The 26,468-nt window shown below is 68.6% G+C and carries 27 protein-coding genes; 9 read left to right on the top strand and 18 right to left on the bottom strand.

Annotation, left to right across the window (positions count from 1 at the left end):
• Window positions 1-301 precede the first annotated feature (301 nt).
• The gene (locus tag OHA10_RS18620; protein WP_371407490.1) at window positions 302-1,531 is read right to left on the bottom strand and encodes a hypothetical protein; all 1,230 of its coding nucleotides are present in this window, start codon (window positions 1,529-1,531) and stop codon (window positions 302-304) included.
• Between the two features lie 115 nt (window positions 1,532-1,646).
• Here OHA10_RS18620 and cofD point away from each other — a divergent pair, with 115 nt between their 5' ends.
• The 3 genes from cofD to OHA10_RS18605 all read left to right on the top strand — a co-directional run bounded on the left by cofD (window position 1,647) and on the right by OHA10_RS18605 (window position 4,398).
• Entirely contained in the window at window positions 1,647-2,624 is a 978-nt protein-coding gene (cofD, locus tag OHA10_RS18615; protein WP_371407489.1) for a 2-phospho-L-lactate transferase, read from the top strand.
• A complete protein-coding gene (locus OHA10_RS18610) occupies window positions 2,621-3,595 on the top strand; it encodes a coenzyme F420-0:L-glutamate ligase (RefSeq protein WP_371407488.1) in 975 nt (324 codons plus the stop codon). Before cofD ends, OHA10_RS18610 begins: the two co-directional genes overlap by 4 nt.
• Before the next feature lie 137 nt (window positions 3,596-3,732).
• Entirely contained in the window at window positions 3,733-4,398 is a 666-nt protein-coding gene (locus OHA10_RS18605; RefSeq protein WP_371407487.1) for a DUF3105 domain-containing protein, read from the top strand.
• A 48-nt stretch (window positions 4,399-4,446) separates the two neighbouring features.
• Here OHA10_RS18605 and OHA10_RS18600 read toward each other — a convergent pair whose 3' ends face one another.
• The 5 genes from OHA10_RS18600 to OHA10_RS18580 form a co-directional block, all read right to left on the bottom strand.
• Window positions 4,447-5,541 carry a mannose-1-phosphate guanylyltransferase gene (locus OHA10_RS18600; RefSeq protein WP_371407486.1) on the bottom strand — a complete coding sequence of 365 codons (1,095 nt, stop codon included), beginning with the start codon at window positions 5,539-5,541 and terminating at the stop codon, window positions 4,447-4,449.
• 11 nt (window positions 5,542-5,552) lie between these two features.
• Window positions 5,553-6,623: an NAD(+)/NADH kinase gene (locus OHA10_RS18595; protein ID WP_371407485.1), complete on the bottom strand. Its 1,071-nt coding sequence runs from the start codon at window positions 6,621-6,623 to the stop codon at window positions 5,553-5,555.
• Window positions 6,624-6,665: 42 nt separating this feature from the next.
• On the bottom strand, window positions 6,666-7,736 hold the full coding sequence (locus OHA10_RS18590) for a hemolysin family protein (protein WP_371407484.1): 1,071 nt from the start codon (window positions 7,734-7,736) through the stop codon (window positions 6,666-6,668).
• Window positions 7,733-9,070 carry a hemolysin family protein gene (locus OHA10_RS18585; RefSeq protein ID WP_371407483.1) on the bottom strand — a complete coding sequence of 446 codons (1,338 nt, stop codon included), beginning with the start codon at window positions 9,068-9,070 and terminating at the stop codon, window positions 7,733-7,735. Before OHA10_RS18585 ends, OHA10_RS18590 begins: the two co-directional genes overlap by 4 nt.
• A gap of 102 nt (window positions 9,071-9,172) precedes the next feature.
• Complete coding sequence (locus OHA10_RS18580; protein ID WP_371407482.1) at window positions 9,173-10,021, bottom strand: SDR family NAD(P)-dependent oxidoreductase; 849 nt, start codon at window positions 10,019-10,021, stop codon at window positions 9,173-9,175.
• Window positions 10,022-10,091: 70 nt separating this feature from the next.
• Between OHA10_RS18580 and OHA10_RS18575 the strand changes: the two genes are divergently transcribed.
• Window positions 10,092-11,015 (top strand): LysR family transcriptional regulator, encoded by a 924-nt coding sequence (locus tag OHA10_RS18575; RefSeq protein WP_371407481.1) that lies wholly within the window; start codon window positions 10,092-10,094, stop codon window positions 11,013-11,015.
• A 57-nt stretch (window positions 11,016-11,072) separates the two neighbouring features.
• On the opposite strand, the gene OHA10_RS18570 is transcribed toward OHA10_RS18575, so the two are convergent.
• Complete coding sequence (locus OHA10_RS18570; RefSeq protein ID WP_371407480.1) at window positions 11,073-11,411, bottom strand: twin-arginine translocase TatA/TatE family subunit; 339 nt, start codon at window positions 11,409-11,411, stop codon at window positions 11,073-11,075.
• 67 nt (window positions 11,412-11,478) lie between these two features.
• Here OHA10_RS18570 and OHA10_RS18565 point away from each other — a divergent pair, with 67 nt between their 5' ends.
• Together OHA10_RS18565 and OHA10_RS18560 are read left to right on the top strand one after the other, a co-directional pair.
• Complete coding sequence (locus OHA10_RS18565; protein WP_371407479.1) at window positions 11,479-12,156, top strand: TIGR03089 family protein; 678 nt, start codon at window positions 11,479-11,481, stop codon at window positions 12,154-12,156.
• Window positions 12,157-12,173: 17 nt separating this feature from the next.
• Window positions 12,174-12,953: an SDR family NAD(P)-dependent oxidoreductase gene (locus OHA10_RS18560; RefSeq protein ID WP_371407478.1), complete on the top strand. Its 780-nt coding sequence runs from the start codon at window positions 12,174-12,176 to the stop codon at window positions 12,951-12,953.
• Here the strand turns inward: OHA10_RS18560 and galE are convergent.
• The 4 genes from galE to OHA10_RS18540 form a co-directional block, all read right to left on the bottom strand.
• Window positions 12,950-13,903, bottom strand: a complete 954-nt coding sequence (gene galE / locus OHA10_RS18555) for a UDP-glucose 4-epimerase GalE (protein ID WP_371407477.1) — start codon at window positions 13,901-13,903, stop codon at window positions 12,950-12,952. The two genes, OHA10_RS18560 and galE, sit on opposite strands and share 4 nt — an antisense overlap.
• Before the next feature lie 61 nt (window positions 13,904-13,964).
• Window positions 13,965-14,597, bottom strand: coding sequence for a class I SAM-dependent methyltransferase (locus tag OHA10_RS18550; protein ID WP_371407476.1), 633 nt, complete (start codon window positions 14,595-14,597; stop codon window positions 13,965-13,967).
• The gene (locus OHA10_RS18545; protein WP_371407475.1) at window positions 14,594-16,678 is read right to left on the bottom strand and encodes a spermidine synthase; all 2,085 of its coding nucleotides are present in this window, start codon (window positions 16,676-16,678) and stop codon (window positions 14,594-14,596) included. Before OHA10_RS18545 ends, OHA10_RS18550 begins: the two co-directional genes overlap by 4 nt.
• A 64-nt stretch (window positions 16,679-16,742) precedes the next feature.
• Window positions 16,743-17,576: a serine protease gene (locus OHA10_RS18540; protein ID WP_371407474.1), complete on the bottom strand. Its 834-nt coding sequence runs from the start codon at window positions 17,574-17,576 to the stop codon at window positions 16,743-16,745.
• A 248-nt stretch (window positions 17,577-17,824) separates the two neighbouring features.
• Here OHA10_RS18540 and OHA10_RS18535 point away from each other — a divergent pair, with 248 nt between their 5' ends.
• Together OHA10_RS18535 and OHA10_RS18530 are read left to right on the top strand one after the other, a co-directional pair.
• Window positions 17,825-19,300 carry an LCP family protein gene (locus tag OHA10_RS18535; protein WP_371407473.1) on the top strand — a complete coding sequence of 492 codons (1,476 nt, stop codon included), beginning with the start codon at window positions 17,825-17,827 and terminating at the stop codon, window positions 19,298-19,300.
• Between the two features lie 6 nt (window positions 19,301-19,306).
• Window positions 19,307-20,311: a glycosyltransferase family 2 protein gene (locus OHA10_RS18530; protein WP_371407472.1), complete on the top strand. Its 1,005-nt coding sequence runs from the start codon at window positions 19,307-19,309 to the stop codon at window positions 20,309-20,311.
• A gap of 164 nt (window positions 20,312-20,475) precedes the next feature.
• Here OHA10_RS18530 and OHA10_RS18525 read toward each other — a convergent pair whose 3' ends face one another.
• The 7 genes from OHA10_RS18525 to OHA10_RS18495 form a co-directional block, all read right to left on the bottom strand.
• The gene (locus OHA10_RS18525; protein WP_371407471.1) at window positions 20,476-21,423 is read right to left on the bottom strand and encodes a type IV toxin-antitoxin system AbiEi family antitoxin domain-containing protein; all 948 of its coding nucleotides are present in this window, start codon (window positions 21,421-21,423) and stop codon (window positions 20,476-20,478) included.
• A 159-nt stretch (window positions 21,424-21,582) separates the two neighbouring features.
• Window positions 21,583-22,341, bottom strand: coding sequence for an ABC transporter ATP-binding protein (locus OHA10_RS18520; RefSeq protein WP_371407470.1), 759 nt, complete (start codon window positions 22,339-22,341; stop codon window positions 21,583-21,585).
• Entirely contained in the window at window positions 22,328-23,209 is an 882-nt protein-coding gene (locus tag OHA10_RS18515; RefSeq protein WP_371407469.1) for an ABC transporter permease, read from the bottom strand. The genes OHA10_RS18520 and OHA10_RS18515 overlap by 14 nt, the downstream gene beginning before the upstream one ends.
• 170 nt (window positions 23,210-23,379) lie before the next feature.
• Window positions 23,380-24,081, bottom strand: a complete 702-nt coding sequence (locus OHA10_RS18510) for a tyrosine-protein phosphatase (protein WP_371407468.1) — start codon at window positions 24,079-24,081, stop codon at window positions 23,380-23,382.
• A gap of 5 nt (window positions 24,082-24,086) precedes the next feature.
• Window positions 24,087-24,755, bottom strand: coding sequence for a hypothetical protein (locus tag OHA10_RS18505; RefSeq protein WP_371407467.1), 669 nt, complete (start codon window positions 24,753-24,755; stop codon window positions 24,087-24,089).
• Between the two features lie 16 nt (window positions 24,756-24,771).
• Window positions 24,772-25,095 carry an AzlD domain-containing protein gene (locus tag OHA10_RS18500; RefSeq protein WP_371407466.1) on the bottom strand — a complete coding sequence of 108 codons (324 nt, stop codon included), beginning with the start codon at window positions 25,093-25,095 and terminating at the stop codon, window positions 24,772-24,774.
• The gene (locus OHA10_RS18495; protein ID WP_371407465.1) at window positions 25,092-25,778 is read right to left on the bottom strand and encodes an AzlC family ABC transporter permease; all 687 of its coding nucleotides are present in this window, start codon (window positions 25,776-25,778) and stop codon (window positions 25,092-25,094) included. Before OHA10_RS18495 ends, OHA10_RS18500 begins: the two co-directional genes overlap by 4 nt.
• A 70-nt stretch (window positions 25,779-25,848) precedes the next feature.
• On the opposite strand from OHA10_RS18495, the gene OHA10_RS18490 reads away from it, so the two are divergent.
• Window positions 25,849-26,403 (top strand): helix-turn-helix domain-containing protein, encoded by a 555-nt coding sequence (locus OHA10_RS18490; protein WP_371407464.1) that lies wholly within the window; start codon window positions 25,849-25,851, stop codon window positions 26,401-26,403.
• The last annotated feature ends 65 nt before the right edge of the window (window positions 26,404-26,468 follow it).

Genomic DNA, 26,468 nt, shown 5'->3' with positions numbered 1-26,468 from the left:
GTACATGTGGGTTTGCGGTCCACATGCCTGACCTCGTCCGTCCTGCGCTCTGCAACGGTCCCCGATACCGAGTGTCCAACGAACGACACGGTTGAAATTACATTCCTGCAATCCACGAAAGTCAAGCCGTGCTCTGCTATTGGGATCATCCGCAACATGCCCGCAAAAGAACGAGAGGCCTGCAGATACAGGCCTCTCGCGCTGTGTGCCCGGGCTCAAACCTCGTCACGCCGGGATTTTCCTGCTAGCTGGGCAAGGGCTTGCCGCCCCACATCCCTTCCTGGTCAGGAAGGTTGTCCGGTCAGGAAGGCTGGGACCACCAGCCCTGCTGGCCCTGGCCCTGCTGGTTCGGGTCGTTCTTGTCCGGCTCGACGCGCGGGTCGACCCGGGTCTCGTCGGCGGGCTCGGTCTGCGCGGGCTCCGGGGCGGTCGGCTGCTGCTCGGCGGCCGGGGTCTCGTCGGCCTGCCAGGCCTGCTCCTGCTGCCATGCCTGCGGCTGGGCATCGGACTGCTCGTGTGAGCCTTCCTCTGTCGCCGGGTGCTCCGGCTGGCCCCACTCCTGCTGACCAGGCTGAGCCGGCTGCGCCTGCCCGTACTCCTGACCCCATTGCTGCTGGCCGGCCTCTGCGCCGCCCCACTGCTGCTCCTGCGGCCACTGCTGGCCCTGCTGGGCCGGGTCCTGTCCGCCCCACTGCTGCTGGCCTTCGGAGCTCCACGGCTGCGTCGGCTCGGCGCCCTGGCCCTCAGCGGTCCAGGCCTGCTCGGCCTGCGGCTGACCGGCAGAGTGCTGGGCGGAGTGCTGCGCCTCGGCCTCACCGGCTGACCAGGCCTGCTGCTCGCCCTGGTTCCAGCCCTGCTCCTGCGGCCACTGCTGCTCGCCCTGGCCCGCGGCGTACCCACCGGCGGCACCGGCCGCCGCGTAGCCGCCGTACTGGCCCTGACCCTGGTCGTACTGACCGCCGTACTGCTGGCCCGGCTGGCCCTGCTGCGCGTAGCCCTGCTGGCCCTGCTGCGGGTAGCCCTGACCGTACGGCGCGGTCTGGCCGTACTGCTGGCCCTGCTGCTGGAACTGGCCCGGCTTCGGCGCACGCACCGGCGCGGGCAGCGACTGGAAGGTCTTCAGGATGTAGAGACCAGCAGCGCCGTACAGCGCGAGGCCGCCGAGTGCGTAGATGAAGCCGACGATCTTCATACCGGCCGTGCTGGTCTCGTTGAAACCGGCGAACGCGGTGATCAGGCCGATCAGCGCGGTGAGGCCGACGATCACGAGCGCCACGAGGGCGACGGTGCGCGCGTTCGGGGTCCGCTCATCTTCGTTGACCAGCCAGACGGCACCGACCAGGACGAGGAGAATCACCAGCCCGGAGATCGAGGGTGGGGTGACTACGCCTTGCACTGTGCCTGCGGCGGCCGTGAAGCCGGCTCCGCCGACGAACAGCCGGATCAGCGAGGCCAGCGCGAGCAGGCCGGCGAATGCGAGCAGGATGTACGCGACCGGCTCTCTGAGCTTCTTGGTTGCGTCGGTGACCACGAGGGCTCCTCGGATGTTGGGGGGCCGTACAACTGAGCTGTGCGGATGGTTCGGACCCACCGCAGCATAGTCCCGCGGTGGTTCGACCGATTGACGACTCGTGCAGACTCTTCCCATGCGATTGACAGTGCTGGCCGGTGGCATCGGCGGTTCCACCTTCCTGCGCGGGCTGCTCCAGGCCCGGCCGGACGCCGAGATCACCGTCGTGGGGAACACCGCTGACGACATCACCCTGTTCGGGCTGCGGGTCTGCCCCGACCTGGACACGGTGATGTACACGCTCGGCGGTGGCATCTCGGAAGAACGTAAGTGGGGCCGTGAGGACGAGACCTGGGTGATCAAGGAGGAGCTCGCGGCGTACGGCGTCGAGCCCACCTGGTTCGGGCTCGGCGACCGGGACGTCGCGACGCACCTGGTGCGCACGCAGATGCTGGACGCCGGCTACACCCTCAGTGCGGTCACCGAGGCGCTGTGCACGCGCTGGAAGCTTCCGGTGCGGCTGCTGCCGATGAGTGACGACCGGATCGAGACGCATGTCGTGGTGGAGGACCCGGACCAGCCGGGACGGCGCAAGGCCATCCACTTCCAGGAGTACTGGGTCCGCTGGCACGCCGAGATCACCGCGCACCAGATCGTGGCCGTCGGAGCGGACAAGGCCAAGCCGGCGCCCGGGGTACTCGAGGCGATCGCGGACTGCGACGTACTGATCATCCCGCCGTCCAACCCGGTGGTGTCGGTCGGCACGATCCTCGGTGTACCGGGCGTCCGGGACGCGGTCCGGGAGACGAAGGCTCCGGTCATCGGGCTGTCGCCGATCATCGGCAGCAGTCCGGTCCGCGGAATGGCCGACAAGGTGCTCGCCACGGTCGGTGTAGCGTCCACGGCGTCGGCAGTCGCGCGGTACTACGGTTCGCGCGCGACCGGCGGCGTACTCGACGGATGGCTGATCGACTCGTCGGACGCGATGCAGGCGGATTCGATCGCCGGCGCCGGAATTCACGTCCAGGCCGTCCCGTTGTGGATGACGGACGAGACCAAGACCGCCGCGATGGCTGACGCGGCACTGAACCTCGCGGAGGCCGTGCGGCAATGAGGAAGCACCTGGAGATCTTCCCGGTGACCGGACTGCCGGAGGTGGCGGCCGGGGCGGACCTGGCGGCGCTGATCGCCGACGGCACCGACCTGCGCGACGGCGACGTCGTCGCGGTCACGTCGAAGATCGTCAGCAAGGCGGAGGGCCGGCTCACGTACGGCACCCGCCAGGAGGCTGTCGACGCCGAGCTCGTGCGGGTCGTCGCGCAACGCGGCGAGACCCGGATCGTGCAGACCCGGCACGGGCTGGTCATGGCCGCGGCTGGGACGGATACGTCGAACACCGCGCCCGGCACGGTCCTGCTGCTCCCGGTCGACCCGGACGAGTCCGCGCGGGTACTACGGACCGCGCTGAAGGAGCGGTACGACGTCAACGTCGGCATCGTGATCACGGACACGCTCGGCCGCCCGTGGCGCAACGGTCAGACCGACCTGGCCATCGGGGCCGCCGGGGTCCGGGTGATCGAGGACCTGCGCGGTACGACGGACAGCCACGGCAACGTCCTCGCGGTGACGGAGCCGGCGCTGGCGGACGAGATCGCCGGTGCGGGTGAGCTGGTCAAGGGCAAGGCGGACGGCGTGCCCGTCGCAGTACTGCGTGGGCTGCAGGACGTCGTACTGCCGGTCGGCGAGCACGGTCCCGGTGCGCGGGCGCTGGTGCGGGACGCGGAGTTCGACATGTTCAGCCTGGGCACGCGGGAGGCCGCGCGGGCCGCCGTACTGTCGCGGCAGGAGCCGGCCGGTCCGCGTGAGGTGGACCCGGCGGTGTGGGCCGGGTTGCTGCGCGACGTGGACGGCGTACGGCTCGAGTTGGGTGACAACGCTGTCACGATCTTCGGCGCCGAGCCGGTGACGGTCGGCGTGATCGCGGAGAAGCTCGCCGTACTGCTGCACGCGGAGGGGTACGGCGTGACGGTGCGGCCGGGACCGGGCGCTGAGGCGACGGTCACGTTCGGCTCACGGTCACGGTAGTTTTCTAGGCAACTTCTTAGGGTTGCCTCGTACACTGCCTTCGCATGGCGGCGCGGTGGCCGCCCTTAGCCGGGAAGACCAACACTGTGGGTAAAGCGTCGTCGCAGAAGCAGTCGCGCCGCGAGATGATCGAGAGGATGCAGCGCGAGCAGTCCCGGTCGGACCGCCGCCGCACCATCATCATCGTGGTGTGCTCGATCGTGGTCGGCCTGGCGATCATCGCCTACCCGGCGATCAAGCTGGTGCAGGACTCGCGGACCAAGAACCAGGCCCTCACCGACTTCGGCGTGGCCGCCTCCGCGGCCTCCTGCGACCCCGCCACGAACGACGCGGCCGGCGGCACCCAGGACCACCGCCCCGACGGCGAGAAGATCCTGTACTCCGTCTCCCCGCCCTCCTCCGGCCCGCACTACGCGGTCTGGGCGCCGTTCGACAAGAAGTTCTACTCGACCAGCGACCGCCCGCCGGTGGAGAACCTGGTCCACAACCTGGAGCACGGCTACACGATCCTCTGGTACCGCGACACCCTGCCCAAGGACCAGATCGACGAGATCGAGAAGCTCTCCAAGTCGAAGCTTCCCGACAGCTCGATCGGCAAGTTCATCGCGGCGCCGTACAAGCAGTCCGAAGGCAAGGGCTGGCCGGACGGCAAGAACCTCGCCTTCGCCCACTGGAGCGGCCCCGGCGCCGACCAGAAGTCCTTCGGCCACCGCCAGTTCTGCGGCTCGGTCAGCGGCGACGCCCTCAAGCAGTTCATGGAAAAGTACCCAGCCACAGACGCCCAGGAGCCCAACGGCGGCTGATGTAGTAGCCCATCGCGGTGCTACGCGCGTAGCACCGCGATGGGCTACTCAGATGTAGTTGGCGTGGTCCGACTGCACTCGCGCTACCAGGTCCTTCACGCGCTCCCCGTCCGACAGTGGGCACACCATGGTCACGTCCTGGGTGTGGACGATGATGTGGCTGCGGAGGCCTACCGCGGCGACCAAATGATCCGGGTCGTCCGTGACGATGATGTTGTCGTGGGAGTCGAGTAGGCAGCTCAGTGTGATGCTGTCGGTGCGGTTGCCGTTGGCGTCGGCGTCGTACGTGTCGGCCAGTGCCGCCCACGAGCCGACGTCGAGCCAGTGCACGGGCATCGGTACGACGACGACGTCCGCGTCGACCTTGCCCTGGGAGGCCGGCTCCATCACCGCGTAGTCGACCGAGATCTTCTGCAGGTTCGGGTAGATCTCCTCGAGCGTCGCGTCCCGCGAAGGCGTGTCCCACACCGCGGCGACCTCACGCAGCCGGGCGGCCGACTCGGGCAACAACGAGTCGAGGACGGAGAGCACCGTCGACGCCTGCCACACGAACATCCCGGAGTTCCACCAGAACCGCCCGGTCGCCAGGTACTCCTCGGCCGTCTCGCGGTCCGGCTTCTCCCGGAAGCGGTCCACGACGAACGCGCGCGTCCCTTCGATCGCGGCACCCCGCTCGATGTACCCGAGCCCGGTGTGCGGATGCGTCGGCTCGATCCCGAACGTGACCAGCGACTGCCGGCGCGCCTCGACAACCTCGAAACCGTGCTCGATCGCGGCCCGGAACTCGTCCTCCGGGCTGATCAGGTGGTCCGAACCGACGAAGGCAACGACCGCGTCGGGGTCGTTCCGCGCCACCACAGCGGACGCGAGCCCGACGGCGTTCGCGGTGTCCCGTCGCGCCGGTTCGCCGATGATGTTGTGCGGACCGAGCTCCGGCAGCTCCTGGCGTACGACGTCGGTGATCGCGCCGACCGTGCAGACGTAGATGTTGTCCGGCTCGACCAGGCCCAGCAACCGGTTGTACGCCACCCGCAGCAGCGATTGCCCCGCCGCCAGCGGCAGCACCTGCTTCGGCCTGTCGTCTCTGGACATCGGCCACAACCGCGTCCCTGAACCGCCCGCCAGGATCACCACGTTTCGCATGAGGAAAGACCCTACCGGTCGTCACCAGGTGCTAGCGGAATCCGTAGGTGCTTCAGGTCCGGCGGGATCGGCGAGTCCGCCGGCTGCCAGAACAGCTCGGGCTCCCCGTCGAGTGCCGTCGCCGGTGCGTCGGTGAGGTTGAAGCGGTCGCGCAACCGCCCGTAGAAGTCGGTCGGTCGCAGCCGCACGAGCCGCAATCGCTGCGGTGACCCGTACACGCCGATCCAGTCCCCCGGGTCGAGTACGCCGCGCAGCTGCCCGTCGATGCTCACCGCCGCCTGCCCCGAATGCGGCAGGACGCGCAGCGCGATCGGCTCGTCCGGCGCCGCCACAACCGTTCGGTTGAAGGTCATGTGCGGTGCGACCGGGGTGAACACGATCGCCTCGGTGTTCGGCGACAGGATCGGCCCGCCGGCCGCGAAGCTGTACGCCGTCGACCCGGTCGGCGTCGCCACGATCACCGCATCAGCGGAGTACGACGCCAGCAGCCGACCCGACAGGTACACGCCAAGGGCAACCTGATGATCGCGCGCCAGCTTCTCCACCACCACGTCGTTCAACGCGGTGACATCGAGCGCCATCCCCCAGCCGTCGCCCTCAGCCATCTCGTGCCGTACGGGCGGTGGCGGCAGCGCCGGCCCGTGCCCGTAGCGCAGCAGGGACTCGATCCCCTGCGGGATCTCCAACGGACGCGACGCCCGCATGGTCAGCGTCATCCGTTCCTCGTACGTCGCTCCGCCGTGATGTACCGCTTCCAGCGCGGCCTCGACGTCGCGGCACGCCACCTCGGTCAGAAATCCGACCTTGCCGAGATCGACCCCGAGGACGGCCGCGTTGTTCTTCGCCGCGATCCGCGCCCCGCGCAGGAACGTGCCGTCGCCGCCGAGCGTCACGACGAGATCCGGGTCACCGGCGTGATGCAGTTCGTCGGTCCCGGTGCGCCGCTCCTGGTGGTCCTTCCAGACATCGATGTCGGTGCAGCCGATCCCGTGGTCGGCCGCCCATTTCCGCACGGTCTCGGCGGTCTCCACCGCAACCGGCCGACCCTGGTGAACCACAAGCCCAATCCGGCTGATCGCCACGCCACCCCTCCTCCGACAGTTTCTGCCTACAAGGTAGCCGTACTAGTCACCCTTGGCCGCGCTGATGATCGGGTCGGTCTCGTCGTCGAACTCACCGATGACCTCTTCCAGCAGGTCCTCGAGCGCCACCACGCCGATCGCCACGTCGCCGCCGCACACGACCGCGAGCTGCGCGCGTTCGTCGCGCATCGTGCGGATCGCCTTCGCGACCGGGGTGCGGTCGCCGAGCTCGAGCGCCGCCGTCATCAGGTCCGATGCGCGCGCGTTCGTCTCGCCGGCCGTGGTCGCGCGGGCGGCGTCGCGGACGTGCACGATGCCGCAGATCCCTGGAGATTCACCAGGATCGGAGCTGACGACCGCGAGCCGGGAATGGCCCTCGCGGCGACTGGTCAGCTCGACCTCGCGGGCGGTTGCGGACGCAAGCACCGTCGACAGCTCGGCGATCGGCGTCATCACCTGACCGACCGTGGTGTTCTGCAGGGCGAGCATCGCGGTCAGCAGTTCGTGCTCGGGTTCCTCGAGGGTCCCGTGCTCGCGGGAGGACTCGATCAGCAGCCGGAGCTCGTCCGGACCGTGTGCGTTGGCGATCTCGTTCTGCGGCGTGACCTTCACCAGCCGCAGGCACAGGTTCGCCAGCCAGTTGAGCGCGATCAGCAGCGGACGGAAGACCCACGTGAACGCGCGGAACGGCATCGCCAGCACCAGCGCCGACCGTTCCGGATCGCTGATCGCCCACGACTTCGGCGCCATCTCACCGAGCAGGACGTGCAGCAGACCGATCCCGCCGACCGCGATGATCAGCGCGATCACGTGCCCGACGCCCTCGGGTACGTGGGCCAGTTCGAACAGCGGGTGCAGCAGATGCGCGACCGCCGGCTCGCTCAGCGAACCGAGGCCCAAGGTGCACAACGTGATCCCGAGCTGCGCGCCCGCAAGCATCAGCGACAGCTCGCTGATCCCGGCCAGCGCCGCCCGGGCGGAAACGCTGCCCGCCGCGGCCGCTTCCTCGAGCCGGTGCCGCTTCGAGGCGACCAGCGAGAACTCGGCGGCGACGAAGAACCCGTTCAGCGCCAGCAGTACGGCGGAGATGATGAGCGCCCACGTCGTACTCATGACAGCCGCTCCATCACCACGATGCCGGGCACCCGGCGTTCGATGGTCTGCACGGTCAGCCGCGCGTACTCCGTCGGGATCGGCCGGCCGTCGTGATCGATCCGCTGCGGCAGCTCCACCGCGATCTCGTCACCGACGAGCGGGATGCGGCCGAGCCGAGCCATCACCAGACCGGACACCGTCTCGTAGTCGTCGCCCTCGGGCAGCTGTACGCCGGTTGCCTCCTCGACCTGATCGAGCCGCCAGCGAGCCGGCACCACCCACGACCCGTCGCCGCCCTGCACCAGACCGGTCTCCGGCAGGTCGTCCTCGTCGCGGATCTCGCCGACCAGTTCCTCGGCGATGTCCTCGAGCGACACGATCCCGGCGAACCCGCCGTACTCGTCGACCACGATCGCGAGCTGGCGGCGTGCGACCCGAAGCCGCTCGAGTACGCCGGGCAGCGGCAACGTGGTGGGTACGGCGACCGCGGGTGACGCCAACGAACCGACAGCGATCTCGGCCCGGTCGGCCGGCTCCAGCTCGACCACATCGCCGATCGCGACCACGCCGATCACCTCGTCGACCGAGTCGCCGATCACCGGGAACCGGCTGTGCCCGGTGTCCAACAGCTCGACCACGCGGGTCAGCGGCTCGTCGCGATGCATCGTCACCACATCGACGCGCGGGACCATCGCCTCGCCGGCGGTCCGGCCGCGGAAGTCGAGGCCGCGATCGAGCAGCCGCATGGTGTCCTGGTCCAGCAGGCCCTGCTCGTACGACGTCTCGATGATCCGGTCGAGCTCTTTCGGGGTCGCGCCCTGCGGCAGCTCCTCGACCGGCTCGATCCCGACCCGGCGCAGGATCCGGTTCGAGGCCGAGTCGAACAGGTGGATGACCGGCCCCGCGAGCCGCAGGTACCACAGGGTCGATCGGGACAGCCGCAGGGCGATCGCCTCGGCCTTCGCGATCGCCAGGTTCTTCGGCGCCAGCTCACCGAGCACCATCTGGATGATCGTTGCTAGCAGCAACGCCAGGATCACCGAGATCGACATGCTCACGGAGGTTGGTACGCCGGCCGAGCCGAGCAGGTGCTCGAGACCCTCGCCGAGGTACGGCTCGGCGAAGTACCCGGCCAGCAGTGCGGTGATCGTGATGCCGACCTGCGCGCCGGACAGCACGAACGACAGCCGCGAGGTGACCTTCAGCGCTCGCGCGGCGGCCGCGTCACCGTCCTCGGCCAGAGTGCGGAGGCGGCTCCGGTCGACGGCGACGTACGCGAATTCCTGGGAGACGAAGTAGCCGGTGGCAACGGTCAGCACCAGGATCAGGCCCAGGCCGGCCAGGATCAGCATGAGACGACCTTATGAGATCGGGTCAAGCGCCAGATCTCACCGCGGATCGCCGTACCCCTCACGGAAGTTAGGTTAACCTGACCAGCCTTCGCCGGGGAGGGTCTACCGACGGGTGGACGGCTTCCACTCGACGACCTTGCCGTCGCGGATCAGCTCGCCGTACAACGCCGGGTCGACGTGGTCGGCGAGGAGCAGGTCCACGATCGGCCGGACGGCGTCCTGCGGCGACTTGGCCTGGCTGAAGTCGTCGAACCACGGCCGCGACGCCCGGGTGTCGACCAGCCCCGGGCAGACGGACGCGACCAGGGTGTCCTCCCGCAGGTCCTTCTCCCGCCGCTCCGCCGCGACCGCCCGAACCGCGGCCACCTGCGCCACCTTCGACGGAAGATTCACCCACTCCGGCCAGCCCGCCTCCGCCGCCGTCCCGTCATGTACGGCGGCCCGCCACTCCTCCACAACCTTCTCGACCTCGTCCAACGAAACCCCGTCGAACCGCCCCCACAGCTCCTCCGGCAACTGCGCCAAGGTCCCCAACGAACTAGCCACCACCACCAACCGCCCACCCGGCCGAACCCTCGGCCCGAACGCCCGCAGCATGTACTGCGCCCCCAGATTCGCCACATCCACAAACTCATCCACTTGCTCCGCCGGCGTCTTCCCCGGCTCCAACGGCCCCACCGCGTTGGACACCACCAGGTCCACCGCACCAAGCTCCTCCGCCAACCGCCGCACGGCCCCCTCATCGGTCACATCCACCACCCGCCCCTCGACCCGAGCCCCGCCGCCGGCGGCTCGGTGGTTCATCTGTTCCACCGCAGATGCGACGCGTTCTGGGCTCCTGCCGGTGAGTAGAACCAGGTCTTCCGGGTTCATGCGGTTGGCGAGTTCTTCTACGAGGGCATATCCGATGCCTTGGTTGGCGCCGGTTACTACTGCGATCCGTTGTGTCATACCGCCAACGTAGGTCTGAGACTGGTATGACTCCAGCGAAAGTTCCGCACAGGTGGTATGCGTAGATGTCATGGACTTCACCGACGTCTCGCTGGTTGCGTTGCGGGTCTTCCGAGAGGTCGCGGAGCGCGGTACGTTCACCGCGGCCGCATCCGCGCTCGGTTACACGCAGTCCGCCGTCTCCCGTCAGATCGCCGCGCTCGAACGGGCCGCCGGAAACCGGCTCCTGGAGAGACGGCGTGAAGGTGTCGCGTTGACTACGGCCGGTCAGGTCGTACTGCGGAACGCCGCCGCCGTCCTCGACCAGCTCGACGCGACCGCGCGCGAGCTCGCCGGCCTCCCGGTCGAGGGCGGGACCGTGCGGCTCGGCTGGTTCCCCAGCGCCGGCGCGGTCTTGTTGCCCAGAGCAATCAGCGCGGTACGGCGTACGCACCCGGCGATCACCGTCACGACCAGGGAAGGGTCGACGCCCAACCTGGTCCGGGCGCTCCGGGCCGGGACGATCGACCTCGCGTTGATCGCGTCCGCGCCACCGTTCCGCCCGCCGGATGCCGAGTCGCCCGCGCTCAAACTGGAGACGCTCGCCGAGCGAACCCTCCGCCTGGCCGTGCCGACCGGGCACCCGCTCGCGGCACACGACTCGGTCGACGTCGCGGACCTGCGGGGTCAGCGCTGGATCGCCGGACCCGCATCCTCCAGCGAACTCTGGATGGGCGTCTGGCCGGGCCTCGACGAACGCCCGGTCATCGCCCACATCGTCCGCGACTGGCTCGCCAAGCTCCACCTGGTCGCGGCCGGCGCAGGCCTCACCACGATCTCGGCGTCGATGGCCTCCGCAGTACCACCCGGTGTCCGAGTAGTCACCGTCCGCGGCGGCCCCCAAGAACTCCGCCGCACGATGCTGGCCCGCCTCCCCGGCCGGGCCCCCGAACCGACCCTCGTACTGGCCGCCGCCCTCCGCACCGCCGCCCTCGAGGTCAACCCACCGGCCTGACCTCACCCGGCGGCCGCGCCGCCTGAGCCCGCGTTGGACGTGAGGTGGGCGCGCGGACTACTGGCCGCTCTCGCGGTCGGTCGGGCGGGCCGCCTCAGTGCCCGTCGGCGGCGGTTCCGGCGCGGCGGCCTGCGGCGCCGGTTGCGTGGGAGCCGGCTGCGGCGTAGCCGGCTGGGCCGCCTGCGGCTGGGCCGCCTGGGGCTGGGCCTGTGGGGGTGCTGTTACCTGGGCGGGGGTCTCGTCGTCGTCGCCGTTGCGGACTTTTTCGAATTCCTTCATCGCGCGGGCAGCGTTCTTGGTCAGTTCCGGCAGCTTCTTCGCGCCGAACAGCAGGACCACGATGATCAGGATGACGATCCATTCGCCGCCTTCGGGCAGCGCGAGCAGTGGCACCATGACAAGCCTTCTTTCGAGAAAATCCCCCACCACGGTACGCCGGAGTCCGGACCGTAGGGTGGGCCATATGTCACGAGTCCTCCCCGAGCTGTTCGCGGCCGCGGTCCGCCGGGACGGCGGCGCCCCGCTGCTCACCTACTACGACGACGCCACCGGCGAGCGGATCGAGCTGAGCGCGGTCACCACCGCGAACTGGGTCGCGAAGACCGCGAACCTGCTGGTCGACGAGTACGACCTGGAGGCCGGCGAGACCGTCGCGATCGGCCTCCCGCCGCACTGGCTCGGCGTCGTCTGGGCGCTGTCCACCTGGTCGGTCGGCGCCGCGCTGACCAGCAAGACCGGCACGCTCGCGATCACCGGCCCCGACTTCAGCGTCCGCGGCGACCGCGAGACCGTCGCCTCCGCCCTCCTGCCGCTCGGCGGCCGCTTCCGCGAGCCCCTCCCGGACGGGATCCAGGACTACGGCGCCGAGGTCTACAACCACCCCGACGTGTTCGTCCCGTTCGACCCGCCGACGCCCGATTCCCCGGCGTACGACGACCTCACGCACGCCGACCTGATCAGTACGGCGGAACCGATCGGCGACCGCATTCTGGTCCAGCGGACGCTCACGGACCGGGACGGTCTGGGACTGCTGGTCGGCGTGATCGCCGGAGGTGGTTCGATCGTGCTCTGCCGCAACCTGGACGCCGCCAAGCTTGAGCGCCGGGTCGCGGACGAGAAGGTCGACCGGGTAGTCGAGTGACAAACGGAGGGGTGAGCGTGCGGCGGTTCGAAGGAAAGGTTGCGCTGGTCACGGCGGCGGCGCAGGGCATCGGGTCCGCGGTCGCGCGGCGGCTGGCCGACGAGGGCGCGTCCGTCGTGGTGACCGATCTCCAGCTGGAGAAGGTCGGCGAGGTCGCGGCCGGGATCGGCGAGCAGGCGCTACCGCTGCGCGTCGACGTGACGAGCCGGGACGACGTGGACGCGGCGGTCGCGGCCGCGGTCGAGCGGTTCGGCCGCCTCGACGTGGTCGTGAACAACGCCGGCGGCTGCATCGTGTCGACCGCGCCGGAGGACACGACCCCCGAGGAGTGGCACGCGCAGCTCGACCTGACCCTGGTCGGCGCCTCGCGGTGCATCCAGGCAGCGCTCCCGCAGCTGGTGAAGAACCGCGGCAACGTCGTCACGATCAGCTCGGTCAACGGGCTCAGTGCCTTCGGCAACGTCGAGTACTCCGCGGCCAAGGCCGGCCAGGTCGCGATGACGGTCAACTACGCGGCGCGGTACGGCGACCTCGGCGTCCGGTTCAACGTCGTTGCCCCAGGCACCATCCGGACGCCGAACTGGGACAACCAGCCCGGCACGCTCGAACGCTTCGAGAAGATGTACCCGCTCGGCCGCATCGGCGAGCCCGAGGACATCGCCGCCGCGATCGCGTTCCTCGCCTCCGACGACGCGTCCTGGATCACCGGCCACACCCTCCCGGTCGAGGGCGGCGTACTCACCGGCCCGGGCATGGTCGACCTCTCGACCCACGGCCCGTTCAAGAAGGAGTACTAGCCCTTCGGCCAGGCCTCCCACGCGGTCGCGAACATGTCGTCGACCGTGTAGGTGTTCTTCCACGCCAGGTCGCGGGCGGCGAGATCGCCGTTCGCGACCACGCGGGACGGGTCGCCAGGGCGGCGCGGGCCTTCCGTCGGGGTGAAGTCGATGCCGGTGACCCGGCGGGCGGCGTCCATGATCTCGCGGACCGACGTACCCGTGCCGCTGCCCAGGTTGTAGACGGGCTCGAGCGTCTTACCGGACTCCAACGCGCGGGCGGCGGCAACGTGGGCGCGGGCCAGGTCGGCGACGTGCACGTAGTCCTTGACCGACGTGCCGTCCGGGGTCGGGTGGTCGGTGCCGTAGATCTGCGGCACCTTGCCCTGGGTCAGCAGGTTGCAAACGATCGGGAACAGGTTGTACGGGCTCGCGTCGTACACGGTCGGATCGCCGGACCCGACCACGTTGAAGTAGCGCAGCGAGGTGTGGTGCAGCTCGGTCGCGGCTGCCTGGTCGCGGAGCAGCCACTCGCCGATCAGCTTCGACTCGCCGTACGGCGACTGCGGGTCGGGCGCGGTGTCCTCGGTGACGACCTCGTCCTTGGGCGTTCCGTACACACCGGCGCTCGACGAGAAGACGATGTTGCGCACCGACCTCTCCGCCATCGCCTCGAGCAGCGACACCATCGCGGTCACGTTCTGGGTGTAGGTGTGCAGCGGCCGATCCACCGACACCCCGGCGTACTTGAACCCGGCGAGATGTACGACGCCGTCCACGCCGTCGAGCGCCTCGCGCACCGCCGTACCGTCCAGCAGGTTCGCCCGCACGAACGGCACACCGTCCGGGACGAACTCCGCCTTCCCGCTCGACAGGTCGTCGATCACGACCACGTCGATCCCGTCGTTGCGGAACGCACGCACCACATGCGCCCCGATGTACCCGGCACCACCAGTCACGAGCCACGTCATGTCTCAGATCCTGCCATCCCGGCCGAGCCGGCACCCGGCAAACGGGCCGAACCCGTACCAACTAACAGACAGTTCCCAGCCAGAAGTAAGTCAACTCGGTCCACTCCACCTCACCCGGCTGCACGCCGGCCGCGAACTCCTCCCGGGTCGGGAAGTTCTTCAGCACCTCGAACGTCCGCCCGTCCGCCAACTGCCGCAGCTGGTACGTGTCGCCCTCGGCAGTGGTCCGCGTGATCGGATAGTTGCTGCCCTCCACGTACCGGTTGTCGGCGAGGATCAGCACGCCGCCCGGCTCCAGCCGCTCCCGCAGACCCGCGACGAAGCGACGTAGGTCGGCACGAAGCACGTGCGACCAGAAGAAGCCGGCGAAGATCGCGTCGAAACGCCCTTCGATCGCGCCGAGGTCGTAGGCGTCAGCGGTCTGAAATCGCACCTCGCCCGGACCGTAGGACCGCGTCCGGGCGATGGCCAGCGTCTCCTCGTTCACATCGGTTGCCAGCACTGACGCGGCCGTCGTCGCCAACGCGGTCGTCCAGTAACCGGTGCCGGCGGCAACTTCCAGCACCGACCGGCCGCGGACGAGCGGTGGCAGGAGGGCTCGCAGGCGGGCGAGGTCCTCCTGCCGTTCCGGCTTGTCGTACACCGCGTCGTACTCGCCGGCACGATTGCGGTAGTAGTCCGCCAGCTCACTCATCGGGCCAGCGAGCGGGCTTTGGGCGTGAGCAGGAAGGCTCCGGCGTACAGCAGCGCGGCGATGATCAGCAGGCCGTGGAAGCCGATGATCAGCGCGGCGTACTCGAGGCAGCCGCCGAGCATCGCGCCCAGCAGGTTCGCGCCGAACGACGCCGTGCCGTCCGCGGTGTCGGTGAAGCGTTTGGCGAAGATCACGTTCGCGGCGAAGATCGGCGTGAACGCGATCAGCACCGCGACGATCACCCGCAACCCGACCGGCATGCTGAGCAGCCAGCTGTCCGGGAAGACCCACGACAACGCGAGCCCGCCGAACAGTACGGCGAACATCACCTTGATCGGTGGCGTCTTGAACCGTCTCGTCACTTCGACCGCGGCCAACACCGCCACCAGTACGCCGGCGAACACGATCGCGTTCACGACCCACGTCGTACCGAACAGCAACGCGAACCCGGTGATGCTCTTCGTCTCCAGCAACATGAAGCCCGCGCCCAGCAGGAACAGATCCGCGTACGGACGCATCCGCCGGTACGACGACCCGCCGCCCGCGATCCCGACTCCGACCAGACCGGCGACCAGGATCAGCCCCAGTGTCACGAGGTACAGCCCAGGAATCCGGTCCGTGAACAGGTAGAGGAACGGCCGGTTGTCCGTGGCCGGCGGCGGCGTGATCGCGGCCGGACCGGGCCATTCGGCGGCACACGTCTGGTCCTGCTCGGTCAGACCGACTGTCACCACGGCCTGCTGCAGACCGTCGCCGATCTTGTCCACACACGGCTTGTGCCCGAACGCCTGCTGCGCCGTCGACGCGAGCCGGTCGATCAGCCAGGTCTCGCGGTAGTAGTTGTACATCGCGAACGCCCCACCGGGATTGAGGTGGTCGCGAGCGCTCTCGAACGCCTGCTTCGTGAACAGGTAGCTCTCCAGGCGCAGCGAACTCGCGCCGTTCACCAGCGTCAGCGAGTCCGGCAGCGCCAGCAGGATCAGGTCGTACTTCTTGTTCGTCCGGGACAGGTACGCGCGCCCGTCGTCGATATGCGACGTCACCCGCGGGTCCTGGTACGGGCGATCCGGGTGCAGCGCCTTGCCGAGGTCGCGGATCCGCGGGTCGATCTCGACCGCGTCGACATGCGTCGCGCCCTTCTTCAACGCGATCGCCACATCCGACCCGGAGCCGGCGCCGATGATCAGCACGTTCTTCGGCGTCTTGCCGACGTTCGCCCGCTCGTACGGCAGCCCGTACTGCGGCTCCCACTGCAACCGTGCGTCCGCGGGGATCGCCTGCTGATGCGGTACGCCGTTCACCGTGATCGTCAGCAGCGGCACGCCCTCCCACGTGTACTGCTTCGTCTGCACCTTGTAGTACGGCGACCAACTGTTGTCCGACCGGGTCGACTCGTGGAACAGCACCCCGAGCATCACCAGCAACGGCGCGAGCACCATCGCGGCGCTCAACCCCATCGCCACGGCCCGGCGACCGGACGCGGCCGTTCGCGGGATCATCAGCAACCCGAACATGATCGTGACGATGAGCCCCCACCAGATCGGCGGCGCACCGAGGAACGACAGCGCGGTGAACGTCACGATCCCGGCCAGGCTGCCGATCAGGTCGAACCGGTACGCCGTCAGCCGCGGCAGCTCGGCGAAGCAGCGACCGACCAACTCGGCCGGACCGGCCAGCACCACCGCGGCCGCGATGAAGACGACCGGCAGGATCACCCAGACCGGCGGGCCGGTGGTGTTCAGGCTGGTGAAGTAGATGACACTCGACGAACTGCCCCGGTTGACCGTCACCGGCTTCCAGGCGATCACCAGGACCAGCAGGCCGAGCATGATCGGCGAGTAGTACGGCAGCCGCTTCGCGCGGCCGGATCGCAGTACGCCGATCCCGATACCGAGGAACGAACCGAGCAGCACGAAGTTCGAGAAGTAGCTCAGGTGGACCACGTTCGAACCGGTCCACCTGATCAGCGCGAGTTCGGTGAAGAGCATCAACGCACTGGCCGCAACCAGCCGCGTCCGTACTCCGAACGGGCTCGGCCAATTGGTGGACGTGACGTGGTCAGTGGAGGAGTCGACTGCCATGCGGGGCGACGTTACCGGATATCGAAGTGGCGTGCGTCACCCCGCGGGCAACCGTTACACAAGGTCAGTGACGGCGGGCCGGCTTCGGGAGTTCGCAGCCGGACTTGTTCAGGTCGATCGTGCGGTTCGCGGTCAGGCAGGTGTAGAGCCACCAGGTCTGCTGGCCGTACGCCGCACCCTGGTCGACCGTGACGTTGCCGTCGGCGTCGACCTCGCACGGGTTGTTCACCGTGCAGCGCTCGCCGTCCTCGTTACCGGTGTTGTTGATGCCGATCATCTCGCCGGTCGTGGTGCTGACGACGGGCGATCCCGACGTACCGCCGATCGTCTCGCAACCGGGCTGCTGGTACTTGATCGAGTTCTGCCAGGTCCAGTCGCCCTCGCGCAGCTGCGGGATCGTCGCCTGTACAGAACAGGTGTAGATGCGCTTCCAGTAGCCGGACACGACCGCCATGCCGGCGCCGTCGGCCGGACCTTGCTTGGCCAGCGTGAGCGGGGTGACGTTCAGCCGGCTCTTGATCGACGCGTATGTCTCGTTGACCTCGTAGACGATCATGTCGGTCCTGGTCATCGTGCCGAACAGGATCTTGTCGGCGCGGACCGTACCGGCCCGGCTGGAGTCCGGCTTGAGCAGCGTGATCGAACGCGTCGACGCCTTGTTCACCAGCACCTGGCCGGGCTGCAGGAACCCGCCCTCGTAGCAGTGCCCGTTGGTGAGTACGAGCGCCTTGTCGGTGCTGACGGATTCGGCGTACCGGACGAGGGATGCCGAGCAGTTGCTCAACGCGGCGATGCCGGAGAAGTCGGTGCCGGGCGCCGCGGCTTGTGCGGAGGCCGTACCGAACAGGGTGGTGGTCGCGACCGCTGTGACGGCCAGGACTGAGCGGAACAGTTTCATGGGGCGGTTTCCTCACTGGTTGTACTTAGAGGACTTCGTAACGCATCCGTCCGCCGCCGACCATCACAACTGTGTCAAGCAGGGTGACTGCACGGGTTTTCCTGCGCTGCGTGAGGAGGCTGCTACTCTTCGTCTCCGGATCCGCCTCCGCCCGAACCAGTTCGTCGCGCGGCACGTCGTACCGAGTGACAAGTGAGGACAAGGTACGGTCGGCAAGAGACCGCCCGGTTGGAGAACGGAAGGACGTCATGCCGCAGGAGAAGCCAGACCTGCGCAATCTCCGCGAGCCGGTCCGGTTCAAGCGGGCGCTGACACTGTTGCTGATGACGCTGATCCTGCCCGGGTCGGCGCAGATCGTCGCGGGTAGCCGGCGCGCGGGCCGTTGGGCCTGGCGAGTGGTCTTCGGCCTGATCGCGATCATCGTGTTCCTGGTCGTCCTCGGCCTGATCTGGCGCTCGGGGACGATCAACTTCCTGGCCCGGCCGGGGACGTTGCGGCTGGTGCAGATCATCCTGATCCTGCTCGCGGTCGGCTGGGCAGCGCTGTTCATCGACGCGTACCGGATCTCCCAGCCGCTGACGCTGGAGCGCAACCACCGGCTGATCACGAGCATCCTCGACGGCGCTCTGATCTTCGTCGTGGTCGGCGCACTGATCTACGCCAGTGTGATCGTGAACACCCAGCGGGACTTCGTCGCCAGCGTGTTCGGCAGCGGGAAGTCGTCGAAGGCCGAGAAGGGCCGCTACAACGTGCTGCTGATGGGCGGCGACTCCGGCGCCGACCGGATCGGCACCCGTCCGGACAGCATGACGGTGGCCAGCATCGACGCGGACACCGGCCGCACCGTCCTGATCGGACTCCCGCGCAACCTGGCCAAGGTCCCGTTCCCGGCCGGTACGGCGATGGCCAAGCAGTTCCCGGACGGTTTCCAGTGGAACAAGTGCGCCGCCGAGTGCCTGCTGAACGCCGTCTACACCTACGCCGCCAACCACAAGACTCTCTTCCCCGGCGACCCGAACCCGGGCGAAACCGCCACCACACAGGCGATCGAAGCTGTCACCGGACTCAAGATCAACTACTTCGTGCTGATCGACCTGGCCGGGTTCCGCGACCTGCTCAACGCGGTCGGCGGGATCACGCTGGACATCGGCAAGCGGGTCCCGATCGGCGGCGGCAGCTCCCCGATCAAGGGCTACATCGAGGCCGGCAAGAACCAGCACCTGGACGGGTACCACGCGCTCTGGTTCGCCCGGTCCCGGGCCGAGTCGTCGGACTACGAGCGGATGGCGCGGCAGAAATGCGTGATGTCCGCGATGCTGAACCAGCTGTCCCCGTCGACCGTGCTGACCAAGTTCCAGGGCATCGCGTCGGCGAGCAAACAGGTCGTCAAGACCGACATTCCGGCCGGCGAGCTGGGCACCTTCACCGATCTCGCGCTGGACGCGAAGAAGCTCCCGGTGTCAAGCTTCTCCGCGGTCCCGCCGTTGATCCACACCGGCGACCCGGACTTCGCGCTGATCCGGACCAAGGTCGCCGAGGCGATCGCCAGGTCCGAATCGCTGGACAAGGGCGGCTCAGGAGGAGACGGTAAGACTTCGACCACTCCGCGTAGTACCACCAGCACGACCAAGAAGCCGGCCACCGGCACCACGAAGAAGCCAACTACCTCACCGACCACACCCGCCACCGGCGTCGACGACGTCGCATCGATCTGTAAGGCCTGACCTGATATGCCGCTGTCCCACTGGCCACCCGTATCCGTCGTGATGCCCGTGCTGAACGAGGAACGCCATCTCGAGGAGGCGGTCGGTCGTGTCCTCGAGCAGGACTACCCCGGTGAGCTGGAGGTCGTCCTCGCGATCGGCCCGAGCAAGGACCGGACCCAGGAGATCGCGGACAAGCTGGCCGAGAAGGATCACCGGATCAGCATCGTGCCGAACCCGACCGGCAAGACCCCGGCGGCACTGAACGTCGGCATCGCCCACGCCAAGCACGACATCCTGGTCCGGGTCGACGGGCACGGCGCGCTCACCGACGGGTACATCACCCGCGCGGTCGAGGTGCTGCAGGAGAGCGGTGCGGACAACGTCGGCGGCGTGATGGCGGCCGAGGGCCGGACCCCGACGGAGATGGCGGTCGCCTGCGCGTACCGCTCCCGGCTGGGTCTGGGCGCCTCCACTTTCCACCAGGGCGGCAAGGCCGGGCCGGCCGACACCGTGTACCTGGGCGTGTTCCGGCGGGCCGCGCTGGAGCGGGTCGGCGGCTTCGACGAGACCATGCACCGGGCCCAGGACTGGGAGCTCAACTACCGGATCCGCAAGACCGGCGGGCTGATCTGGTTCACCCCGGACCTGTCCGTCACCTACCGGCCGCGCTCGTCGCTGTCAGCGGTGGCGAAGCAGTTCTTCCACACCGGCCAGTGGCGCCGCGAGGTGATCCGCCGGCACCCCGAGACCGCCAACAAGCGGTACCTCGCGCCGCCGGTCGCGGTCATTCTGCTGGCCGTCGGCACGATCCTCGGCATCGTCGGTCTGGCCACCGGTGTGAGCTGGCTCGACCTCGGCTTCATCGCGCCGCTGGGCTACGCCCTGCTGCTGATCTTCGGCTCGGCCATGGAGGGCCGCTACCTGCCCTGGAAGGCCCTGTTCTGGATGCCGCTGGTCTGCGCGACCATGCACATCTCATGGGGCCTCGGCTTCCTGATCGGCCTCCGCGAGAGCCCGAAGGCCGTCTGACCTACCGCTCGCCACGCCCGCAACAGCTCGCCGTACGCCGCCGCCAACGCGAGCGGAGATCCCTTCGCCTTGGGGGTTCTCTGCTGGTACACGAGTGAAGAACCCCCAGGACGGGTGGATATCCCCTCTTGTGGTTGTCGGCTCTGACCTGAGGTCGGCCGGCGTCAGGCTGGGCGGCGGTGGCGGTTCAGGACGCCGAGGATGTCGGCGGCGAGCTCGGCGGGCCGGTCGAAGTCGGACCAGCTGGTCCGGATCACGGTGAGGCCGAGAGCGCGGAGCCGGTCCTCGCGCCGCTTCTCCCGGATCAGGACCTCGGATGATCCGCCGCCGTACTTCACCGCGCCGTCGAACTCGACCACCGTCTGATACCCGTCGAAGTCGAAGTCGACCCGGCCGATGAGCCCGAAACGATCGCGGAACTCGGTCTGCAAGCGAGGTCGCGGCAGCCCGCGCTCGTACATCAGGACCCGGAGCCGTGACTCACCGACCGACTCGGACAGTCCGTTCCCGAACCCCAACGCTTCCCGGGCCGCGACGGACCCTGGCCAGAACGCCATCACGGACCGCAGGCGCCGTACGTCGTCGTCGCCGAGCTGGCCGGCGTGCAGCGCAGCGTCAACGCCGACCACCGCCACCTCGAACGACGCCGTACACGCAGATTCGAGGGTTGCGCGCGCGATGGTGGTCGCGAGCAGACCGTCAACGACCTCGAGGTCGGCATCGGTCAGCACTCCGAGGTGGTGCTGTACGCCGGCGACGACGCCACCGGATCGCCCGTCGAGCCGGGTGACATGCACGCGACTGAGGTCGAGGCCCCAGATCGGCAGACCGTGCAGCACCAGCGCCGATTGATGGCTGACGGCGACGGAACCCGGGCGCATCGCGTTCATCACCGCGTGCACCTGCCGGAGGTGCATCGTACGGGCGCGTTCCCACGACGGCAGAACAGTCAGGTCGAGCGTCTCGGCGTACTGACCGCGGCGGATCTGTTCCCAGCTACCGTCCCGCAGGCAGCGGACGATCTGCTCGTGGGTGCATCCACTCGCGAGGGCCTGGCGACGGCTGAAGACGCCACCTTGTCGCTGCGCGATCAGTCTGAGCCGCTGGTTCACCCACCAAGCATCCAGCGCCCCGGCATCCCCAGGTGGCCCTCCCACCCATCTGTGGACAACTCCTCGCGAGCGGATATCCACTCTTGTTGGGGGTTCTTCACTCGTGTGCCAGTGGAGAACCCCCAGTACCAGTGGATATCCACTGGTATTGAGCACGTGCTAGCCGGCGCGGGTCGACTTGATGTAGGCCTCGACGACCTCTTGGACCGGGCCGTCGAGGCGCAGTACGCCGGCGTCCAGCCAGATCGCGCGGTTGCACGTCTCCTGGACCACGTCGAGGCTGTGGCTGACCAGGAAGACCGTGCCGGCCTGGTCGCGGAGCTCCTTGATCTTGCGCTCGGACCGCACCCGGAACTCGGCGTCGCCGGTGGCCAGCGCCTCGTCGACGAGCAGGATGTCGTGCGTCTTCGCGGACGCGATCGCGAACTTCAACCGCGCTGCCATCCCGGACGAGTACGTCGACATCGGTAGGTCGATGAAGTCGCCGATCCCGGAGAACTCGACGATCTCGTCGTACCGGCGCTGGACCTCGGCCGGGGACATGCCCATCGCGAGGCAGCCGAGCACCACGTTGCGGTCGCCGGTGAGGTCGTTCATCATCGCCGCGTTGACGCCCAGCAGCGACGGCTGCCCGCCGGTGTAGACGGCGCCGGCCGCGGGCGGCAGCAGGCCGGCGATCGCGCGCAGCAGCGTCGACTTGCCGGAGCCGTTGCGGCCGATCACGCCGATCGCGTCGCCCTTGTTCGCGGTGAAGCTGACGCTCTTGACCGCGTGCACCTCGCGGATCGTCGGCCGGTCCTGCCGTTTCAGGATCCGCCGGAGCGCGGTGGCCGCCGTACCCTTGCCGCCCTGGCCGGCGATCACCTTGTAGATGATGTCCAGGCGGTCCGCGATGACTGTCGGTTCAGCCGCGGCCATAACGGTCCTCCGCCTGCCAGAAGTACCAGAACCCGGCCGCGAGCATCACGAACGACCAGACGATCGCGATCGTCCAGGCATGCGGCAACTCGTTCTGCTTGTGCTCCTGGAGCAGCGATCGCCGGACGATGTCGATGTACGCCGAGATCGGGTTGAACGCGAGCACCTGGACCACCCAGCTCGGAGCGTTCAGCTGCTCGAGCTTGGACGGCAGCGAGAAGAAGATCCCGGACGCGTACAGCCAGGTGCGGGTGACGAACGGCAGCAGCTGGGTGACGTCGGAGACGAACGTGCCGATCCGCGCGAAGACCAGCGTGATGCCGATGTTGAACATCATCTGCAGCACCATCGCGGGCACGATCAGGAACCAGCGCCAGGCCGGCCCGTCGGTGAACCCGACGACCACGAACAGGATCGCGAGCGAGACCAGCATCTGGTTCAGCTCGTTCAGCACGTAGGCGAGCGGGAGGGTCGCGCGGGGGAAGTGCAGCGTGCGGATCAGCGAGAGGTTCAGCGCGAGTGAGCGCGAGCCCTCGGTCATGCAGCGCTGGGTGAACGTGAAGACGAAGATCCCGCTGAGCAGGAACGCGACGTAGTTGTCGATTCCGTTCTTGGTGCCGAGCAGGACGCCGAAGGCGAGGTAGTAGACCCCGGCGTTCAGCAGCGGCGTCAGCACCTGCCAGATCGAGCCGAGGCGCGCTCCGGCGTACATGGCGTAGGTGCGTGCGGTGGCGTAACTGAGGACGAACTGGCGACGGCTCCACAGCTCGCGGAGATACGAGCTGAGCGGGGGGCGGATCGAGCTCTTGGAGAGTCCGTAGCGTTCGGCCAAGGCCGCGGGGTCGGTCGCCCCGGTCGGCCCGCTCATGGGGCCCCCGGCCTGGACTGAGGAACGGAGGGAGCGAAGCGACCGGAGAGACGAGGGAAGGCCGGGGATCCAGGCCCCATGAGCCGCCGCGCCGGAGGCGCGGCAATCAACACAGCGGCGGTCGGCATTGCGCCAATGTACTGCGCTGTGTGATCTGGTCGTGACGCAGGTCAGCCCACTAAGCGGGCTCTCAGCTTGTCCAGATCGTCGGTGGTGAGACCACCGTGCTTCAGGTATGCCTCCGGTCCGCCGTACTTCGTGTCCAGGTGGCGCAGGATCGCGACGATCGACTCGGCCCGGGTGTCGCGGAACTCGATCATCTCCGGATGCTTGGAGACATCGGGCTCCGCGGCCAGCTGTTCCTCCAGCCACGGCGCGAGCCGCTCCTGGGTCAGGAAGTAGTCCGCGACGATCTCCTCCTCCGGTACGCCGGCGACGCTGAGCGCCAGCGCGACGACCATCCCGGTCCGGTCCTTGCCGCCGTGACAGTGCACGACCACCGCGCCGTCCTCCTCGTCCGCGATCGCCTTCACCGCGGCGGCGAACAGCTCCGGTCGCCGGTCGAGCATCCACGTGCACGCCTCGACGATCGTCGGCTGCCCGTGATCCGGATCCGCCGGATCCTGCAACGCCTGCCGCACCGCCAACGGCGTACCGGTGAACGGCGTCGGGTACGCCGCGACCTCGCCGTCACCCCGCAGATCGAGAATCCGGCCGACCCCGGCCCGCCGTACCGCCTCGACACCCTCAGCAGTCAGATACTGCAGACTCTCCGATCGGATCAGCACTCCCTCGCGAATCACCCGCCCGTCAGCGGTAGGCAACCCACCGACATCACGAGCGTTCCGGCAACCGTCCCAGTCGAGATCCATCGCAGTCACCGGTCCTGGGGGCGGTCCGGGTTCGGGCCTGGGTTGTACGGCGGAGGTGGGGGGAAGTTGTAGTTCGGCTGCTGCGGATAGGCGGCGGGTGGCGGGTAGTTGCCCGGGGCACCTGGTTGGCCGGGGAAGGTCGGCGGCCGGTTGCGGCGGCTCTTGCGGACGGCCCAGATGATCAGGAAGACGATGCCGAGGCCGACGAAGATCAGGAACGAGAAGATCGCGCCGAGGATCGACAGCACGAACGCCACGATCGACGACTTCGGCCCCGCGGCGTACGTCGCGCTGGTCTCGTCGTCGGTGCACGAGATGCTGTAGACCCCGGCCGGCACGGGATGCGTGGACCGCGCCACGACGTACCAGCTGTTGCCGTTGATCGTGATCGTCTCCGATCCGGTCTCGCGCTCGAGCGGTACGTCGTTGCCGTCGGCGTCCTGCGCCTTGCACGGCGGCGTCAGCACCGGGACGGACGAATAGATCGTCAGCCCCTCCTCCTTCAGCTCGACCCGCCCGGACTCGATCGGCTGCGGCGTCCGCGGCGCCGTCACCACGATCCGCCAGACGAAGAACGCGACCAGCAGCGCACCGACGACGAAACAGGCAATGGCGATCATCGGAAGAACCGACTTCTTCGGCGCTGGCATCGGCGCGCCGGGCTGCATGGTCATGTCCGCACGCTACCTTCTACGGCACCCCGAGCAGCCTGAGCCCGGCCGCCGTCGCGGCAGCGGCCACCACCACCAGCACGAACGGCGCTTTCCGCCACGCCAGCACGCCGCCGACCAGCACCCCCGCCGGCCGCGCAACTCCAGCCGGACCGTGCCCCTCGGTCAGCGCGGAGGTCGCGACCAAGGCGGTCAGCAGGACGATGGCGGCAGCAGCGAGCAGCTGTTGCGCCCGTTCCGGTACCTCGAACCGGCTCCGCAGCGCCGGCCCCGCGAACCTGAGCGAAAAGGTGCCTACGGCAAGTACTCCGATGCCGACCAGCAGGAGCGGGGTGTTCGTCATCCGGCCACCTCCAGGGCGGGCTTCCCGGCACGGTAGAAGAGCAGACCGACCAAGGCGAACAGGACAGGCAGACCGGCCGGCAGGAACGGAGTTGCCGCCAGCGCAACCACAACGCCGATGAGCGCCGCCGTCCGTGTCGACCGGTCACGCAGGGACGGCAGCACCAGAGCGAGCAGGACCGCAGGGAACGCCGCGTCGAGCCCGAAGACATCCGTGTCCGTGATCACCGACCCGGCCAACCCACCGACCACGACGCCGATGTTCCAGCACACGAAGATGCCGAGGCCGCCGGCCCAGTACGCCGCACGCTTCTGCTCCAGCTCGTCCTGTCCCATCGCGAAAGCGACGTTCTCGTCGGTCATCACGTGACTGCCCGGGAACCGCCGCCACCCGCTCCCGATCACATCGCTGACCGCCAGCCCGAACGCGACGTGCCGGCTGTTCACCAGCAGCCCCGCGATCATCGCCGCGATCGGACTGCCACCGGCCGCGACGATCCCGACGAACAGGAACTGCGACGCACCCGCGAAGACCACGACCGAGAGCAGGACCGGCACCCACAACGGCAGCCCGCCGCCGACGCTGATCGCGCCGTACGAAAGGCCCACGACTCCGTCGGCCAGGCAGACCAGGCCGATGTCGCGGGCGAGTCCCCGATCGAGTGTTCGCCAAATCGAACGCATGGGCATTATGATGAACATCGATCCGCCCGTTCGTCAAGCCGAACAACCAGACCGATGGAGCGAACACGCGATGGACAACAGGGCACCACTGGACGTGATCGCCGCGTCCCTGCGCAGGCATCGAGCCCGGACCGGACTCTCGTTGACCGAGGTGGCGAAACGCGCCGGCGTCGCGAAATCCACGTTGTCGCAGCTGGAGTCCGGCACCGGCAACCCGAGCGTGGAAACCCTGTGGGCATTGGCCGTTGCGCTCGATACGCCGTTCGCGGCACTCCTCGACCCGCCGCGCCCGAAGGTCCAGGTCATCAGAGCCGGCGAAGGCCCGGCCATCTACTCCGACCAGGCCGACTACAGCGCCACCCTGGTCGCGTCCAGCCCGCCGAACGCCCGCCGGGACATCTACCGCATCGTCGCCTCCCCCGGCCCCGGCCGGAAGTCCGAGCCGCATATGCCGGGCGTCGTCGAGCACGTCGTCCTCGGGTCCGGACGGGCCCTCGTCGGCCCGACCGACGACCCGGTCGAGCTCCTCCCCGGCGACTACATCGCCTACCCCGGCGATCTCCCGCACATCTTCCAAGCGCTCGAGGAAGGCACGGCAGCCACGCTCGTTTCCGAGCATGTGTAACGTTAACCGCTCACCTCTGGACATCTCCGCGCATGTCTGCGCATCATCAGTGCGAGAGAGCTCTC

It is taken from the genome of Kribbella sp. NBC_00662, from assembly GCF_041430295.1.
Lineage (GTDB): Bacteria > Actinomycetota > Actinomycetes > Propionibacteriales > Kribbellaceae > Kribbella.
The sequence above is the reverse complement of the archived record's forward strand: the minus strand, read 5'-3'. Positions and strand labels throughout refer to the sequence as shown.